This is a genomic window from Dyella flagellata, from assembly GCF_030160275.1.
GTDB classification, from domain to species: domain Bacteria; phylum Pseudomonadota; class Gammaproteobacteria; order Xanthomonadales; family Rhodanobacteraceae; genus Dyella_B; species Dyella_B flagellata.
In genome coordinates this window covers 65,594-82,547 of sequence record NZ_BSOA01000044.1, presented here as the reverse complement: position 1 = coordinate 82,547, position 16,954 = coordinate 65,594, and the positions used below count along the sequence as shown (strand labels likewise).

Genomic DNA, 16,954 nt, shown 5'->3' with positions numbered 1-16,954 from the left:
GTTTCCTGTCAGCCAACCAGCCCGGCGATCGCGCCGATGGCTCCGCTGATCGTTCCCAGACCGCCCACCTGATAAAGACCTTCATGCGCGATCTCGATCGTTTCGATCGCCACGCTGTTCTGCGTCGCATTGAGCGTCGGGCCGGTGTACTTGATCGGCAGGCCGCGCGTGAAATACCAGATGCAACGCGTGTTTCGCTGTTCATCGAGCAAGGTGATCATGCCGTCGCGCCGCGTGCCTTCGCCAGTCACGAAGCCGTAGTGCCAGTCCCACAATTCGGTGCTGTTGGCGATGCCACGCTTGAGCGTGAGGTTGCTCCAGGTGACGCGGCTGGGAAACTTCAGCGTGTTGCCGTTGCGTCCGCCTTCCTTGTATTCCTCCGGCTGCATCGCCATCTCCAGGCCGCTGCATTCGCTGAAGCCGCCCACGGGCGTATCGAGCACACGCGGCGCGATGGCCGAAAAGGCTGAGCCAAGCATGCCCAGTGCGCTGCTCGTATCGATCAGGTTGATGATGAAATTGTGGTTGAGCAGGGGGTCGATGCGGTCCATTACGCGGCTGCTCCTGCCTGGTCGGTATCGGTGACATCGAATTCGTTGTCGACGCGACCTACGCGAAGCACTACGAATTCGAACGGAATCGCCGGCGCTATACCCACTTCGATGATCAGCTCGCCGTTATCGCGAAGGGCGGGCGGATTGTTGTCTTCATTGCAGATCACGTAGAACGCAGCGCGCGGCGTCTTGCCCGCCAGTGCGCCGCGCTGCCACAGGGTGAGCAGAAAACTGGTAATGGCCAGATGCAGCTTGGTGCGCGTGGCGATGTTGTTGGGTTCGAACACTGCCCATCGAACGGCCTGCCTGAGCGTCTTGGCAACCATGCTGAGCAGGCGGCGCACATTGATGTAGAGCCAGTCGGGATCGTTGGATAACGTACGTGCGCCATAAATGCGCAGACCGCGGCCGGGCATGGCGCGCAAGACGTCGATCTGTTCGTCGTTGAGCAGACCGTGAGTCGCGGCATCGATGGTCGAAGTCAGATCCTGTATCCACGATAGCGCACCGTTGGCCGGGGCCTTGTGCACGCCAATCGTCAGGTCGGTGCTGGCGCAATAACCGGCGACGTGGCCGCTGGGTGGAATGTCGCGCGGACGCACCCCCGGCAGAAACAGCGGATCGACCACTCGCGCCCAGGGAAAATACAGCGCGGCAAACGGCGAATCGAAACGCTTGCGCCACGCGCGCACGGCAGCGACGCCCAGGCGCGGATCGCTGACGCAATCATACGGAGGATCGAGCAGGGCGAAGCGGTCGCGCAGTGTTTCGCATTGCTGCACCATCGCTGCCTGCACCTGGTAGACCTGCGCATCGTTGAAACGCGGCGGCAAATCCGGTGTGAGGATCGGCGTGACCGCATTCGCGGGCGGCGGCTGCGGCAGGCAGGGATTGGGTACGCACCGTGGCAGTGGCTGATAGGTTGGCGGTTGCTCCGGTTGAATATGGATATCCGGTATCGCTAGCAGGGCGACTTCGGAAATGGGGACTAGCGCGCTCAGGCCGCGCGTCTTGTCTTGGCGTGTGGCGTCGTCGTCCATCGCGTCGACGGTTTCGCCGATGAAATCGCGCACCGTGAGTTGGCTGAGACCGTCGAGGCCGCCGCTGAGAAACGTGGCGGCATCCATCTCGGCGAGGGGGACGAGCGCATCGATCTGCGAAGGCGTGCGTTGTTCGGTGATGCAGACCGGTGGTGGTGCGTCCGGCAGCTTCCAGTCGCGCGGGTTGGGCGGCGGCGTGGACAAGGGCGCCAACACGCGCGGGCCATAACGCGGGTGATCGGGTAGCAGCGACAGGTCTTCGTAGCTGTTGAGCAGGCGCGTGCCATCGAAAACCAGCACGGTGTATTCCACGCTTTCCAGCAAGGGCGTGCTGTTGGGATCCAGGCCGGTCAGCGATTGCTGGATGCTGGTGCGGCCGCGCGGATCGGGATCGACCCAATAGAGCCGGTTGTTGGCCGAATCCACGGCGGCCACCATGCGATACATCGCCATGCCGGGTTTGACCGGAATGCGCACGTGCGTGCCGCGCACGAATCCTGCGACGCGCGTAACCTGCGCGTAGTCGGGCGTCGAGTGTTGCGGGTCCATGATCGTTTGCAGGCGATGAGTGGCGCGCAAGGCAACGCTTAAACCATTACCCCAAACGCCCGGGCTGATGGCCTGGATGCGCCATGCCGTGACGGCAGCGGCATCCGCCAGATCGAGCCCCGCGCTGCTGGCCGCATCGGCAGCGATGCGCACGATCCATGCGCGACGGCCGCCGTTTTCAAAGAACGCACGCACCGCATAAGCCAGATAGCCGCCCCCGATACAATCGCCGAAATAGGCCTGGAACTGCCGCCACGACTGCACCGGCAGCGGCGTGTGCAAAGGGCCGCGCGCCGCCATGCCGACGAAGCCGGCAATATCCGTGCGCAGCGGCGACACGCCCGCATTGTCGCTGTCGGCCCGCTCGTAGTAGACGCCGGGGGTGGCGTAGGTGGCCATGCATCAAGCCCCGGCTTCGATGATCAGGCCTTCGTGTACCAGCTCGACGGACTCCATGGCCACTTCGTTGCCGCTGGCCTTGAAGCTGGGCCCTTCGATCTTGTTGATCCACACGTTTTCGGCATGCCAGCGCAACACCGGCGTATGTGCCTCGTTCATTAGCACGATAGTGACGTTGCGCCGGTCGGCCACGCCGTTGCGGATGTTGATGTACCAATCCCATAGCGATGTGTCTTGGGTATAGCCGCGCTTGAGTGTGATGTTGGTGTACTTGCGCAAGCCGACCAGCTTGCGCACGTTGGACTGCTTGTCGCTGCCTTCGCGATAGTCGACGGCATCGCCTTCGGCAGTGAGGCCGCTGGCTTCGCTGAAGCCGCCACGCGCGATGCCGTCGATCTGCAATTGGAAATTAAAAGCGCGGTAGGGATCGTTACGTTCGGCGGTTGCCATGGTGTGCTCCTGATGCCTGGGTAGTCGTTGCCCGCTTTACTCTTTGGAGGGAATGACGACGCTAGTTATCGGCGCCCGCCGTCCACAAGCCGATGCGCACGATCACGAACTCTGCCGGTTTGACGGGGGCTACGCCAACCAGGCAGATCAGCCTGCCGTTGTCGATGTCGGATTGCGTCATGGTGGTACGGTCGCAACGCACGAAGAACGCTTCTTCGGTCTTGGTGCCTTCCAGCGCGCCGCTGCGCCACACCTCGGTGAGGAAGTTGGAGATCGAGCGGCGCACGCGCGCCCATAAAGGCTCGGCATTCGGTTCGAACACCACCCATTGCAGGCCGCTGTTGAGCGATGCCTCGATGAAAATCAGCAGGCGGCGCACGTTGACGTATTTCCAGTCCGGATCGCTGGTGATGACGCGTGCACCATACACGCGCAATCCCAGGTAGTCGTTGCGGAAATCGCGGATGACGTTGATGTTGACCGGTGCAGGATTGAGGATGTCCTGCTCGGCTTTGTTCAAGCGTCGCGTCAAGCCGGTAATGCCGCTCACCACTTCGTTGGCCGGTGCCTTCTGCACGCCGCGGTCGTTGTCTACCCGTGCGTACACGCCAAGCACGTGACCGCTGGGCGGAATCGGATAATCGGCAATGCTGTCCAGATTGGTCGGATAAGGGTCGGGGATGACCAGCCACGGGTGATAGAGCGCCGCGTATTTGGTATCGAATTGCTGGCGTTGCGTCTGCACGTCGGTGAGCTGATCATCCGGCGGCGGCGGACCGTCGAGCACGGCGAATCGGTAAAGCATGTTTTCGCAGTGTGCGATCAAGGCACCTTGAAGCGCGGCGCTGGTACGGCCCGGCACGGAGACGATGCTGATTTCTTCTTCGTTGCGCAGGCTGTACACGCCGGTGCGCAATTCGGGTTCGATGTTGTCTTCGCCGATATAGGTGCTGTCGCTGACGCTGCTCACTGCATCGTCGCCGCGTGTGAGCGCCATGCGGGCGGGTTGGGTGGCGCCGCTGGGCAAGGTGTCGACCAGCGGCGTCGGGCCGAGCCGCACGGATTGCTTGATGCTCTGGTCGCTCTGCTCGTCACGTATGCGGATCAGCCAGGAGCCACCTTCGGAGCGTTGATCGCTCTTGCGCAGCGGCTGGCCATCGTCGTCCAACGGAGGCGTGGCGCCGATGGTCCAGGTGGTGCCGATCACCTTGTGCACGTAGCGGCTGTGGCGTGGGTCCATGGAGAGATAGGGAAAACTCTCCACGGTCAGAATGGATTCGTTGCGTGTGGGAACGGCCGGATCGGGCTGCCGCAGCAAATACACATTCAATTGGAATTCCTGCGAAACCACGCGATCGCCGATGGCGGCGGCGCCCGGCAAGGGCGTGGTTGCGTCGAGGGTGATCAATGAATCGCTTTGCCGGTCGAGCTTGATCACTTTGTGCGTGGACAGCGTGTTACCGGAGGCGTCGACGCGCTTCAACACCGTGCCGGGTTCGATGCCGTTGGCGGTCATCAGGCGCAGATGCTGATTGTCCTGGATCGAACGGATCGTGCTGTTGGCCAAGGGTTGCGAGTTGGGCGGCGCGTTGTCAGTGACTGCTACGCGCAGGCGATTGCCCCAGGCGCCCTGGTCGAGCGCTTTCACGGTGAGCAGTGGCTTGCGTGCAATAACTGGTTCACCGGCGGCGTGCATGAGATTGAGCGCCGAATTCAGGGTGACGGGTTGTGCGTGGATAACGGCGGGTGCCGCGGCGAGCGTGTGGTAGTAAGCAATGCCGCTGGCCGTGATGCACACGATGCTGTTGGCGGTTAGGGCGTTGATGTCGGAAACGATCAACGAGCTGTCGCCCGCTGCTGCTGCCATCGACAGGGCCGATGTAGGCGTGCTGGTCGGCGTGACGGACTGCGCGCGCGCATGATCGGTGTTGTTCCATTTACGCTGTAAAGGCGCGGCCAGCGTGACGGTGCCAGGGTCGAGACCGCTCTGGCGATCGTTGATCGCAGCGATGGTGACGTATTCGCGCAGCGGATCGGCGGCGGCGCCGATCCGCAGTACATCGCCCGCCGACAGGCTTTGCCGTTTGTCGAGCGTGATGCTGAGACTGCCTGCAGGCGCATCGGCCGTAAGTATGCGATCGCCGTAGACATCGTCGCTAACGGTGCATTCCTGGACGCTGGCGCCAGCCAGATAAGACGCATACGCCGGCGCGGCGAGAGGCAGGGTGCCAAGATCACCGATGCGCCGCAATTCGATGTGCTGACCGTCGCTGATACGCAGCAGATCGCCTTCAGTGGCGAAGTTTGCAGGCGCAGCCAGAAACATCACTGTATTGCCTGCGCTCACGGCATTGCCAGGCGCAGCTAGCGTGGTGCTGTCGGCGGCTGCCGCGGGCGGATCGGGCGCGAAGTTGTTCAGGACATCGATCGTATCGGTGAGATGGCCACCGCTGTGTACGAACATCGCCGGCGCGCTGAGGCTCAGCAAAAAGCTGCCGCTGCCGGCCGGGGTTGCAGCGCCGGTGGCATACAGCAGTTCTTCGTTGCCGTTGGCGACGCTGCCCACCCGGATGATGGTGTTGGCGGTGATACCGGCATTGCTGTCGATGGTGATGGTGGTGTCGCCGGGCGAGATCGCGGTCAACAGATGCGGCGAAGAGGTTACGGCTGGCGCTGCGGCGAAATGGTCCACGGTAACCGCGGCCGCCGCATTGTCGTAGCTGTATTGCAGAGGCAGCCGTACGGTGACGTTGTTGGGGGTGCTTGCGGGGGTGACGATGGTGCGGAATTCTGCGCTGGAACCGTTGCCGATCTGCACCCAGGTGGGCGGCACCGTCACGCTCAGGCCGGCATTGCTCAATACATAGATCTCGCTGCTTGGTGGCGAAGTGCCGACACCGGTCAACAAGCGCGTCGATGCGGCCGCAGCGGTACCGCGGTCGAACAACTTGGTTTCGGCGAACTCGGCGCTGTCGGTTTCCAGCACCCGCGTGACGAACAATCGCTGTCCGCCATTGGTGAAAAAACCTTCCACGGCATGCGGCAGGAAACAGGTGCCGCCAGTAAAGTCGGCGGCATCCAGGCGTTCGCCGAACCAGTAGTTATAGTCGCCGACGCTGGTCACCAGTATGGGCACATTGACCGGTCCGCGTTCGGTCATGCCCAGCATTCCCGCCGTGCTGGTGCTGACTCCCTCGATCGGCTTGGAGCCGGTGTCGACTTCTTCGATGTACACGGCAGGCGCGAGATATTCGGGCATTGCTGTTCTCCCTAAGCCAGACTGCGGCGGTGAGTTGAGGCGTTACGGCATCACGATGTCCAACCAGTTCTCCGCCAGTGCGTAATCCGGTTGCACGGTGAGCGTCACCGGCGGCGACCCGCCCGATGTGACCGTGAGTTGCATGGCGGCGATGCGCTGGATCGGCGGAAAGCGGAAATAGCCGTTTTTATCGGTTGTGGCAGCCGGCAGCTGCGCGCGCTGGTATTCCGGATGGGCTGCGTCGATGTCGATCCAGCACAGAGGGGGCAGGGTGCTGGTGTCGTCAACGAAGATGCAGCGGTCTTCCGGCGCGGTCGCATCGCGCAAGCTCATGTTCACGCCAGGCACCTGCGGCTGCAGCACCTGCACACGGGTCCCGGCGCTGTACGCGGCATGGACGGGCATGCTTAATGGCAGGGTGGTAGGTTCTACATCGCTGCCGATGACGGGAATGCTTTGTACGGATACCAGTTCAGAGGCATCGTCGAGCGGATCGCCCACTTGGAGCACATCGTTCGCGGTGACACCGATCCGGTCGGTCAAGGACAACTGCGATGCGCCGCTGGCGCAGGGTTGGGCCAGGGTCTTGTCTGCACCGGGTACCGTTGCAAGGGGCAGCACATGTACATCCATGCCAACGGGATGCGATAGATAGACACCCGGCCCGCAAGCCAGCGCGAACTGTCGCTTCGTCGGATTGGGGTCGGTCATCGCGCCCGGCAACATCGCACGCAGCGCAGGCAGGCTTCGCCAGAAGTCGGTAAGGGCGATCTGCGCACCTGAAATTGGTGTAGTCGACTGTGTGGCGTCGTCGCGGCGAAACACCCTGCCGCGCAAAACGGTGGGCGTACGCCGCAATGTCACCGGATCCAGTACAGTGCTCGCATATTCGTCCGCGACTACGACGTCGCCGAACGTGTGCGTGAATTGCAAGGGCGCGCCGAGCGTTACCTGCTTGAGGCTGGTATCGATGGCGACGATGCGCGCCATTTCCTCCTTGGGACCGGTCGGACCGAACCACAGGCTTTGCCCGTTGTAGAGATTCTGCACGTTATCCAGCGTGATCACGGTCGTGCCTGCGGCCGCAATGGGTGTAGCAATGTGCCGGCGAAAATCCAGCAATGGCGCCTGCCAGTCCAGGTCGACGTATCCGCTGGCGCTCGCATGCAAGTGCAGGAGCAGGGCGCCGCCGTCGAACATCGAAAAGCGCTGCCATGGCACCGCGACCAGGGCGAACTGGCCATCTTTGCCGCCGACGACCGACAAACCGGGTTCCTGCACTTGGATCGTCACTATCACCGGCGGCGCTGCCCCGGTGAGTTCATCCGTTACGCTGCCCTGCGCGATCGCCCAGGGGTGCGCGCGCACCGGCAAAGGGCCATCGAAAGCCACGCTGTACTGATAGCTATCTACGGTGACGGTTTCGTAGCTCATGACACCCCTACGATCACGCCGGTGCGCGGTACCACTTCAAGCACGGGGGTGACCGGTTCGGGCGAAATCGCCGTGTCGATGTTCACCACGCTCACTTCATACGATACCGAGAGCTGGTAGGAGCCTTCGAGCGCATCCCACACGCGCGTGAGTTCCTCCAAGGCCAGCGACTCCAGACGCACATGCAACTCGGCTGCGGTGCCGCTCAGTTCCTGTTGCAGGTCGGTGCCCCGGAAAACCGCGTGACTGTGTAGGCATTGCATCGCCTTGCCGAGCAGATACTGTTCGGTATCCGGGTCGCCCTTGTTGGTGCGCAAGGTGAGCGGCGTAACCAGATAATGCAGGCGCAAGGGCAGGGGCGGCAGCTTCAAGGCATTCGGGCTGATGCGCACAGGGGGATCGTTGAGGCGCTGGTCGTCACGTACCACGCGATAGAGCCATAGCGAGATGCCCTCCAGGGAATTGTCTTCCATCTCCTTGGGCGTGTTCAGGTACACGTCCATCCCGCGCACGCGATAAGGAGCACCGGTCGCATAGAGAAACGTATCGGCCTTGATCTGATCGCCGAGGTACTTTTTCAGACTGATACTGGTGGCATGTATGGCCTGGTACATCCTAAGCGTTTCCTTGCCGCCTACGGTTTAGGGTGTCGCACCGTGTAAAGCACGCCGCCATCGGGCAACGCGGTGCGCCGCATGTGTCTCGTTTCAACCAGTTCGAGCAGTACTTCTTCGAGCGACCGCGCTATCTCCCCCGACGCCGGCAACATCAGCCAATAGCGCTGTATCCCCTCCAACGTATCGGACGCACCCGGGTTGCGTTCGATGTGGCTGAGAAGCGCGGCGCGTAGCACCGCGTCACTCATGGCGTCGACATGGATGGCCACCGACGTTTCGGTCTCACCCATACACCGAGGCAAGTGCCGTGCCAGATGAAAAAGCGCATCAGGCTGCGGTGTTGCGCATGCGATCGATGGAACGATGGGTGCGTGCGAACCCAGGACCAGTTCGGTGTCATCGCATCTGGTCCCCTGTTTTGGCGAGTTTCGACGCTGGGGCTGTTTGCACCCGGGGCAGGGTGTGCAGAAGTACATCCCTCAGGAGCGAATCCAAGCTTGATGCGCACGGGTGAGCCCGGCACGAAGATCGCCGAGACAAAGACTGGATGGGGCGCCGATGATGGCCTGGGTTGCCCCGGACTTGCTCCGGGGTCACCTGTATGCGCGCTTCGCAGCCACATAAGCGTGTAGGCTGGGATGACAATCCCAGCATCGGGATGCCGTATGCAAAGCTGGGATTAACATCCCAGCCTACGCGCTTGCTCCGGGGGCATGGAGCCTAGGCCTCGATCTGGTACTTCTTCAGCAGACGCCCGAGATGACGTCGCTCCGTACCGATCAGGCGTGCTGCGGCAGAGACATTGCCACCGCTATGGTGCATGGCGGCGCGTAGAAAGCGGCTTTCGAATTCCACGATCGCGCGTTCCTTGGCGCAGCGATAATTCATGCTTGATCCGGCAGGTTCCGGCGCTTGCAGTCCGGCTGGCGTGTTCAACTGTATGCAGGGACCGTCGCCCAGCAACAGCCCCTGGTAAACCATGTTTTCCAGCTCACGGATATTGCCGGGCCAGTGGTAGCAGCTGAACCAGTGCAGGGTCTGGGGATCGAACGGGCGCACGCATTTGCCGAAGCGCGCACTGCCGATCTGCGCGAAGTGCCGGGCCAGCAATTCGGGGTCGCCCTCGCGTTCGCGCAAGGGCGGAAGGCGTAGATGCAGAATACGCAGGCGATAAAACAGGTCCAGGCGAAATTGCCCTTGTGCCTCCAGCTCGCTGAGCCTGCGATTGGTTGCGGCAATGATGCGTACATCCGAACTGCGTTCGGTGCGTCCGCCGACGGGGCGAAACTGCTGGTCCTGCAAGAAACGCAGCAGCGCCACCTGCGCCTTGCCCGACAAGGCGTCGACTTCATCCAGGAACAGGGTGCCCGCATGGGCCAGTTCGACCACGCCAGGCTTGTCCGTGCGTGCGTCGGTGAACGCGCCACGGCAATGTCCGAACAATTCGCTCTCGATCAGATTGTCAGGCAGGGCGCCGCAATTGAGTGGAACAAAAGGACCATGCCGACGCTTGCCCTGATAGTGGATGGCCCGCGCAGCGAGTTCCTTGCCCGTACCCGTTTCGCCTTCGATCAACACTGGCGCGTCATACAGGGTGATCTTCTCGATGAGCGCCATCATTTTCAGAAAAGCACACGACTTCCCGATCATAGTACCTCCATAGGCAAACACCCTGCGCTCCCGCGTGCCGCGGTGCGCAGCGAAGAAACCCCGGTTGATGCCCTGTGCCGGAAGAGCTGGTGCCGACAGCGAATTCTTACAGAATATTCGATACGAATCCGTAAATAATTACTGGATGACAGAGTTTGCTTTTTCGGAAGGACGAGCAGTTCGCGTATGGACCGATTGAATACGGGGCGCTGAAGGCCGGCGATTGTAGCTTCGGTGCTACGCCGATGACGGCCGAAACTGTTTCATCATGTTTACATCGCGGTGTTACGAGTCGACCGGCACGTGCGCCTAGTCCATCTTTGGTGTCGCGGCTATGCGCATGAAAAGGCCAGGTTTTCCACCCGCGCGCAACGTGCCTGGCCGGGCGTGAGGAACTACCAAACGGTCATCGTGATAGGCCGGTCACGATACTTGCCGTGTCAGTCATTGCTTTGGAACTTACCGCTACCGGTTTTCATCGCACGGAGCGTAGTCGCCGAAGACTGTGTTGACGATGTTGAGCGTGCTTTATGCCGACTTGCACCAAATGGCGTCCGACGTGATGTGGCGCGCGTCGGTTTGTCCGGTCAGCGCCATGCTCACGCTGAGCTCGCGGCGGATCAGTTCGATGGTCTTGGTCACGCCGGCTTCGCCCATCGCGCCCAGGCCGTAAAGAAATGCCTTGCCGATCAGGCCGGCATGGGCGCCGTAGGCAAGCGCCTTGAGCAGATCCTGTCCGCTCTGGATGCCGCTGTCCAATAGCACCTGCGTGCGGTCGCCCACGGCCTCAACGATGGAGGGCAAAACGTCGATGGTGGCTGGGGCACCGTCGAGCTGACGGCCGCCATGATTGGAGACGACGATGGCGTCGACGCCGAGGGACGCTGCGATGCGTGCATCCTCCGAATCGAGGATGCCTTTGATGATCAGCTTGCCGGGCCACAGCTCGCGGATCCATTCCAGGTCTTTCCAGTCCAGCGTGGGATCGAACTGGTTGGCGATCCATTGGGCGAGGGTGGTGAGGCTGTCGGTGTCCTGGATGCGGCCTTGCAGGTTGCCGAAGGAGCGGCTGGGCGCGCGCAACATGCTCCAGGCCCAGCGCGGTTTGCTGGCCATGTCCAGGATGTTGCGCAGGGTGATCTTCGGCGGTACCGAAAGGCCGTTCTTGATCTCGCGATGGCGCTGGCCTTGCACGGTGAGATCGGCCGTGAGCATCAAGGCCGAACATTCGGCGGCCTTGGCGCGTTGGATCAGGTCGCGGGTGAAGCCGCGATCACGCATCACGTAGACCTGGAACCAGAACGGTTTTCCTGTCGCCGCGCGCACCTGTTCGATCGAGCAGATCGACATGGTGCTCAGGCAGAAGGGAATCCCGGCTTGCTGAGCTGCACGCGCTCCCAGAATCTCGCCGGCGCCATGTTGCAGTCCGGTGAGGCCGGTGGGAGCGATGGCCAGCGGCATCGATACCGGCTGGCCTACGATATCCGTAGCCAGCGAGCGGTTGTCCACGTTGCTCATCACCCGTTGCCGCAGGGCGATGCGTTCGAACGCAGCGCGGTTGGCGCGCAACGTCACCTCATCGTACGAGCCACGATCGGCGTATTCGAAGAAGGCGCGCGGTACGCGACGCTTCGCCAGTTCGCGCAGATCGGCAACGTTGGTGATGGGTGTCGTCATTGCGCAGTGGCGGCGTCGAGAGGTTCACACCATACAGGGCCATCCGGGTAACTGTACTGCGCCAGCGTATTGGCGTGCATCTGGGCGGAGAAGCCCGGTGCCTGCGGCGCGATGTAGTGCCCGTTACGGATCACCACCGGATCGACGAAATGCTCGTGCAGGTGATCGACGAATTCGATCGCGCGATCCTCCTTCTTGCCGGTGATCGCCACGAAGTCCGCCATCGCCAGGTGCTGCACCAGTTCGCACAGGCCGACGCCGCCGGCGTGCGGATACACGCGAATCCCGAACTTGGCCGCCAGCAGCAGGATAGCGAGGTTCTCGTTGACGCCGCCCACGCGCGCGGCATCGATCTGCACCAGATCCACCGCGCCGGCCTGGAACAGCTGCTTGAAGATCACGCGGTTCTGGGTGTGTTCGCCAGTGGAAATCGGCACCGGTGCCACCGCTTTGCGGATGGCGGCATGACCGAGCACGTCGTCCGGGCTGGTCGGCTCCTCCACCCATTTCAACTGCACGTCGACCAGGCGGCGCAGCCAGGCGATGGCGTCGGGCACGTTCCAGCGCTGGTTCGCATCCACTGCAATGGCGATATCAGGGCCGACGGTTGCGCGTGCCAATTGGCAGCGGCGCACGTCGTCTTCAACGTTCATGCCCACCTTGAGCTTGATCGTGCGGAAGCCCTGTGCCACGGCTTCGCGTGCCAGGCGCTGCATTTTTTCGTCGGAATAGCCGAGCCAGCCGGGCGAAGTGGTATAGGCCGGGTAGCCTTCACGCAGCAGTTGCTCGATGCGTCCGGCTTTGCCCGGCGCGGCGGCGTGCAGCATGGTCAGCGCTTCTTCGGGCGTCAACGCATCGGTGAGATAGCGGAAATCGAGGGTGGCGACGAGCTGCTCGGGCGTCATGTCGGCGATGAAGCGCCACAACGGCTTGCCGGCCACGCGCGCGGCGAGATCCCACGCGGCGTTGACCACCGCGCCGATCGCCATGTGCATCACGCCTTTTTCAGGGCCGAGCCAACGCAATTGCGAATCGCCGACCATGCGCATCGAGAACCCGCCGAGATCGCCGATCACCTCATCGAGGCTGAGGCCGACCACGTGACCGGCCAGCGCATCGATCGCTGCCTTTTGCACGTCATTGCCGCGGCCGATGGTGAACGCCAGGCCATAGCCGGCGAGGCCTGGCTGATCCGTGCGCATCACCACATAGGCGGCGGAATAGTCCGGATCGGGATTCATGGCATCGGAGCCATCCAGTTCGCGCGAAGTGGGGAAGCGAACGTCGTAAGTGTCCAGTGCCGTGATCTTGCTCATCGAGTGCCTGTCCTTGCATCCGGAACATCCGGAAAGGGAAAGTGGGGTGCCGTCATACGGAGTTACGGTCATTGGGATGCGCGCGGACTTGCTGGCGTTGCCGGCCGAGCCCGTCGATGCCCAGTTCAATCTTGTCGCCGGGGCGCAGGTACACCGGCGGCTTCAGCCCCAGGCCGACGCCGGAGGGTGTGCCGGTGCTGATCACGTCGCCGGGCAGCAGCGTCATGTAGCGGCTGATATAGCTCACCAGCTGCGCCACGCCGAAAATCATCGTGCGTGTGTTGCCGTTCTGGTAGCGATGGCCGTTCACTTCCAGCCAAAGGCCCAACTGTTGCGGATCGGGTAGTTCGTCGGTGGTCACCAGCCACGGGCCGATCGGGCCGAAGCTGTCGCAGCTCTTGCCCTTCACCCACTGACCACCGTGCTCGAGCTGGAACTCGCGCTCGGAAAGATCGTTGATCACCACGTAGCCGGCCACATGCGCCAGCGCGTCTTCCACGCTGACGCTGCGCGCGGTCTCGCCGATCACCACGCCCAGTTCCACTTCCCAGTCGGTTTTCACCGAGCCTTGCGGAATGATCACATCATCGTTGGGACCGTTGATGGCACTGGTGGCCTTCATGAACAGGATCGGCTGTTCCGGTATTGGCGCGCCGGTTTCGGCGGCGTGCTCGCTGTAGTTCAGTCCCACGCAGATGAACTTGCTTACGTGCGCTACCGGCGCGCCGTAGCGTGGTTCGCCGGAGACCAGCGGCAGAGTGTTCGGGTCGATTGCGGCGAGGCGCGTGCGACCTTCGCGCGAGAGCGCCTGCGTATCGATGTCATTCACAACGGCGGACAGGTCGCGCAGCGCGCCGTCCTTGTCGACCAGGCCTGGCTTTTCCTTGCCGGCCGCGCCATAGCGTACGAGTTTCATGCTGTTCTCTTCGGGCTCAGTTGGACCAGCCGCCGTCCACGACGTGCACGGTGCCGGTGGTGAATGCGGATTCGTCGGCGGCGAGATACAGCGCCAGCGCGGCGATTTCTTCGGGCTCGCCGAGGCGGCCCATCGGTTGACGCTGGACGAAGCTGCGCCAGTTGGCCTCTTCATCACCGGCCAGCGCGCGTACGCGGTCACCTAGCGACGGCGTTTTCACCGTGCCGGGGCAGATCGCATTGCAGCGTACGCCGCGCGCTACGTAATCGGCCGCAATTGAGCGGGTGAGGCCGATCACCGCCGCCTTGGTAGCCGTATAGGCAAAGCGGTTGGGCACGCCCTTGATGCTGGACGCCACCGAGGACATGTTGATGATGCTGCCCCTGCCGCGTTCGAGCATGCCAGGCAATACCGCCTTGCACAGATGGAACATGCTGTTGACGTTGATCGCGAACGAGCGGCGCCAGCTCGCTTCGTCGGTATCCAGGATAGTGCCCGCGTGTACGTAGCCGGCGCAGTTGAACAACACATCAAACGGGCCGGTCTCGTTGACGAGCGTCTGAATCTGTTCGGCTTGCGTCACGTCCAGCGAGCGAGTGGTGATTGCGGGGTGTTCAGCGGCAAGGCTGGCCAGCGCCTCAGCGTTGATGTCGGTCGCAAGCACCTTGGCGCCTTCCCGCGCAAAGGCGAGGGCGGTAGCACGGCCGATGCCGGCACCAGCCGCGGTGATCAAGGCATATTTGTTGGCGAGGCGTCCGCTCATGCGCGAGGCTCCTTGCTATGCGCGTCAATTCGCGTCGTGGGTGAGGTCATGGCTTGTTCCTTGGTTAGGAAGATCTATATTCAGCGCGTAGAAGCGCACGGCATTGGCAGCGAATACTTCCGCTTGCGAGCCCTGGGCATAGCGCTCCGTAAGAGTCATGGCGACATGCAGCCAATGCGCGTAGTCGGCACGCGTGGTCAGCAACGGCCAATCGCTGCCCCACATCAGCCGCTGCGGGCCGAAATGCGCGAACAGGTCGGCGACATAAGGTTCGATCGCGTCTTCGTGTACCGGCTCACCCAGCAGGGTGAGCAGGCCCGATAGCTTGCATTGCAGCAACGGATGCTGGGACAGCTCGTCGATCCAGCTGGTCCATTGATCGAAGCGGCCATCACCGATCGCCGGCTTGCCGGCATGATCGAGTACAACGTTCAACTGTGGATGTCGGCGCAGACGGCGCAGCAGGGCAGGGAGCTGGCGCATGTCGACCAGCGCATCGAAGCTGAGACCGCAATCCTGGATGCAGTCGAACGCACGATCGAGCGAAGGCCGGGCCAGCCAGTCCGGATCGGCCAGGTCCTGCGCCATCGGGCGCAAGCCGCGCAGCAGGCCACGGCCGTCGCGAATCAGCGCGTCGATCCGCGCATCGACGTCGCTGGCTTCCATGTCGACCCAGCCCACCACCCCGGCCACGGCCGGATCTTCCTGCGCCAGTTCGAACAGATACCGCGTTTCCGCTTCGGTAGGCGCGGCTTGCACGAGCACGCTGTATTGCACCCCGGCTGTCGCACGCTGCGCGCGAAGATCGCGCGGCAGGAACGCTCGTTGCAGGGTTGCGGGAGCCTGCGCAAGCCAACCGTAGTCAGCGCGCGCCGGCTGCCAGTAATGCTGGTGGGCGTCGACAATGATCACGGGGTGGGAACTCCTTCCTGCAACAAGCCGGCCTCGCGCAAGGCCTGCCATGCCGCATCAGGAATGGATGCCTGCAAGCGCGCAGCCGCCTGATCGACTTCGTCGATCGAGCGCAGCCCGCACACCACGCACGCCACGGCCGGATGCGCCAAAGGAAATTGCAAAGCCGCGGCGCCCACATCGGTATGTGTGCGAGCGAGTACGTCGTAGTAACGTTGCGCGCGCGCAAGGGTGGATTCTTCGGCCGGCGCATAGTTGTAGAACTTGCCGGGGCCGTGCGCTCCGCCAAGCAAGCCGGAGTTGTACGGCCCTGCCGCCAGCACGGCGACACCACGTGCTTGCGCTTGCGCCATCACGTCTTGGGCTTGCTGTTGCTCGAACAGCGTATAGCGTCCGGCCAGCATGATCACGTCGAGCGGAAAGCGTGGCATCACCTCCAGGCATACCGCTTCCTCGTTCACGCCGATGCCGATCGCCTTGCATATGCCCTGGGCGCGAAGTTCCGCCATTGCCGGCAGCGCTTCGTCCAAGGCCTGGCGCAGGATCGCCGTGTGATGGCCAGCATGGGTGAGCGCGCCGATGTCATGCAGCAGCAGTACCTCGACATGATCGGTGCGCAGGCGGCGCAAGCTCGCTTCAACGGAACGCAGCACGCCTTCGCGGCTGTAGTCGAAGCGTGCGCGATGGCCGTCGACGATGAAGCCGTCGGCGTGACTCGTCTGTTGTGCATCGTTCTCGATCAGCCGGCCCACCTTGGTCGACAAGCTGAAGCTCTCGCGAGGCACTCCTCTCAATGCGTCGCCGAGCCGGATTTCGCTGAGGCCGTAGCCGTAATAGGGGGCGGTATCGAAATGCCGGATGTCGCAATGCCAGGCATGCGCGATGGTGGCGGTGGCCGAAGCGTCATCCACCGACTCGTACAGGTTACCGATCGGCGCGCCGCCGAACGACAGCCGTGAAGCCAGCCATGCTGGCTTCCGAGCCTGGGCTTCGCCGAGATCCGGCCTGGTCGTTGATGCCGCCATTGATCCTCACGATCGCTCGTTGAACTGCCCCGGCAAAGCGGTTTTTCGTACCTGGCCAGGCCCTTGTCGGCGCATCATCGCGCATCTGCTCTTCTGTGTATATATAAACAATTGATTCATAGGTGCCGAAAGTGGGTTCTTGCGGTTGGACCGAAGAAAGGGGTTGCAATTGGCTTTCACTCGATCTAAAACATATATGAAATTTTATTTTGCTAATGAACACGTCGCCGACGAGGAGTCTCGTCGGCGCGGTCTTGGGCGGCGAGCAAAAAGGGCGGTCCTATGCGGTTTTCGACAGAAAGTGCCGGTCAGCACGCGTTTTTCGTCCGGGCCTGCGAGGGCTGACGGAATGGCCGCCGTCCCAGCATTTTCGATACCGCCGGCCGTTGGGCG

14 protein-coding genes are annotated in these 16,954 nt (G+C 62.5%); all 14 read right to left on the bottom strand.

What is annotated here, in order from left to right:
• Window positions 1–8: 8 nt before the first annotated feature.
• The 14 genes from QQJ96_RS17695 to QQJ96_RS17630 all read right to left on the bottom strand — a co-directional run bounded on the left by QQJ96_RS17695 (window position 9) and on the right by QQJ96_RS17630 (window position 16,561).
• Window positions 9–551, bottom strand: a complete 543-nt coding sequence (locus QQJ96_RS17695) for a phage tail protein (protein ID WP_284333349.1) — start codon at window positions 549–551, stop codon at window positions 9–11.
• The gene (locus tag QQJ96_RS17690) at window positions 551–2,542 is read right to left on the bottom strand and encodes a phage tail sheath family protein (RefSeq protein ID WP_284333348.1); all 1,992 of its coding nucleotides are present in this window, start codon (window positions 2,540–2,542) and stop codon (window positions 551–553) included. Before QQJ96_RS17690 ends, QQJ96_RS17695 begins: the two co-directional genes overlap by 1 nt.
• Before the next feature lie 3 nt (window positions 2,543–2,545).
• A complete protein-coding gene (locus QQJ96_RS17685; RefSeq protein ID WP_284333347.1) occupies window positions 2,546–2,992 on the bottom strand; it encodes a phage tail protein in 447 nt (148 codons plus the stop codon).
• A gap of 61 nt (window positions 2,993–3,053) precedes the next feature.
• On the bottom strand, window positions 3,054–6,251 hold the full coding sequence (locus tag QQJ96_RS17680) for a phage tail sheath family protein (protein ID WP_284333346.1): 3,198 nt from the start codon (window positions 6,249–6,251) through the stop codon (window positions 3,054–3,056).
• Between the two features lie 42 nt (window positions 6,252–6,293).
• The gene (locus QQJ96_RS17675; RefSeq protein WP_284333345.1) at window positions 6,294–7,685 is read right to left on the bottom strand and encodes a hypothetical protein; all 1,392 of its coding nucleotides are present in this window, start codon (window positions 7,683–7,685) and stop codon (window positions 6,294–6,296) included.
• Window positions 7,682–8,299 (bottom strand): Pvc16 family protein, encoded by a 618-nt coding sequence (locus tag QQJ96_RS17670; RefSeq protein WP_284333344.1) that lies wholly within the window; start codon window positions 8,297–8,299, stop codon window positions 7,682–7,684. The genes QQJ96_RS17675 and QQJ96_RS17670 overlap by 4 nt, the downstream gene beginning before the upstream one ends.
• Before the next feature lie 20 nt (window positions 8,300–8,319).
• Window positions 8,320–8,604 (bottom strand): hypothetical protein, encoded by a 285-nt coding sequence (locus QQJ96_RS17665; protein ID WP_284333343.1) that lies wholly within the window; start codon window positions 8,602–8,604, stop codon window positions 8,320–8,322.
• A gap of 418 nt (window positions 8,605–9,022) precedes the next feature.
• Complete coding sequence (locus QQJ96_RS17660) at window positions 9,023–9,952, bottom strand: sigma-54 interaction domain-containing protein (RefSeq protein WP_284333342.1); 930 nt, start codon at window positions 9,950–9,952, stop codon at window positions 9,023–9,025.
• Window positions 9,953–10,480: 528 nt separating this feature from the next.
• Window positions 10,481–11,629, bottom strand: a complete 1,149-nt coding sequence (locus tag QQJ96_RS17655; protein WP_284333341.1) for an alpha-hydroxy acid oxidase — start codon at window positions 11,627–11,629, stop codon at window positions 10,481–10,483.
• Window positions 11,626–12,945, bottom strand: coding sequence for an L-fuconate dehydratase (locus QQJ96_RS17650; RefSeq protein ID WP_284333340.1), 1,320 nt, complete (start codon window positions 12,943–12,945; stop codon window positions 11,626–11,628). The genes QQJ96_RS17655 and QQJ96_RS17650 overlap by 4 nt, the downstream gene beginning before the upstream one ends.
• Window positions 12,946–12,997: 52 nt before the next feature.
• Window positions 12,998–13,861: a fumarylacetoacetate hydrolase family protein gene (locus tag QQJ96_RS17645; RefSeq protein WP_284333339.1), complete on the bottom strand. Its 864-nt coding sequence runs from the start codon at window positions 13,859–13,861 to the stop codon at window positions 12,998–13,000.
• Window positions 13,862–13,877: 16 nt separating this feature from the next.
• A complete protein-coding gene (locus QQJ96_RS17640) occupies window positions 13,878–14,624 on the bottom strand; it encodes an SDR family oxidoreductase (protein WP_284333338.1) in 747 nt (248 codons plus the stop codon).
• 24 nt (window positions 14,625–14,648) lie between these two features.
• Complete coding sequence (locus QQJ96_RS17635; protein WP_284333337.1) at window positions 14,649–15,536, bottom strand: amidohydrolase family protein; 888 nt, start codon at window positions 15,534–15,536, stop codon at window positions 14,649–14,651.
• Window positions 15,533–16,561, bottom strand: coding sequence for an aldo/keto reductase (locus QQJ96_RS17630; protein WP_284333336.1), 1,029 nt, complete (start codon window positions 16,559–16,561; stop codon window positions 15,533–15,535). Before QQJ96_RS17630 ends, QQJ96_RS17635 begins: the two co-directional genes overlap by 4 nt.
• Window positions 16,562–16,954: the final 393 nt, after the last annotated feature.

Bases quoted from the DNA above. Each gene is read 5' to 3' on its own strand.
- QQJ96_RS17690 (WP_284333348.1), bottom strand. From the start codon at position 2,542: ATGGCCACCTACGCCACCCCCGGCGTCTACTACGAGCGGGCCGACAGC.
- QQJ96_RS17670 (WP_284333344.1), bottom strand. From the start codon at position 8,299: ATGTACCAGGCCATACATGCCACCAGTATCAGTCTGAAAAAGTACCTC.
- QQJ96_RS17675 (WP_284333345.1), bottom strand. From the start codon at position 7,685: ATGAGCTACGAAACCGTCACCGTAGATAGCTATCAGTACAGCGTGGCT.
- QQJ96_RS17630 (WP_284333336.1), bottom strand. From the start codon at position 16,561: ATGGCGGCATCAACGACCAGGCCGGATCTCGGCGAAGCCCAGGCTCGG.
- QQJ96_RS17685 (WP_284333347.1), bottom strand. From the start codon at position 2,992: ATGGCAACCGCCGAACGTAACGATCCCTACCGCGCTTTTAATTTCCAA.
- QQJ96_RS17655 (WP_284333341.1), bottom strand. From the start codon at position 11,629: ATGACGACACCCATCACCAACGTTGCCGATCTGCGCGAACTGGCGAAG.
- QQJ96_RS17660 (WP_284333342.1), bottom strand. From the start codon at position 9,952: ATGATCGGGAAGTCGTGTGCTTTTCTGAAAATGATGGCGCTCATCGAG.
- QQJ96_RS17680 (WP_284333346.1), bottom strand. From the start codon at position 6,251: ATGCCCGAATATCTCGCGCCTGCCGTGTACATCGAAGAAGTCGACACC.
- QQJ96_RS17645 (WP_284333339.1), bottom strand. From the start codon at position 13,861: ATGAAACTCGTACGCTATGGCGCGGCCGGCAAGGAAAAGCCAGGCCTG.
- QQJ96_RS17640 (WP_284333338.1), bottom strand. From the start codon at position 14,624: ATGAGCGGACGCCTCGCCAACAAATATGCCTTGATCACCGCGGCTGGT.
- QQJ96_RS17650 (WP_284333340.1), bottom strand. From the start codon at position 12,945: ATGAGCAAGATCACGGCACTGGACACTTACGACGTTCGCTTCCCCACT.
- QQJ96_RS17695 (WP_284333349.1), bottom strand. From the start codon at position 551: ATGGACCGCATCGACCCCCTGCTCAACCACAATTTCATCATCAACCTG.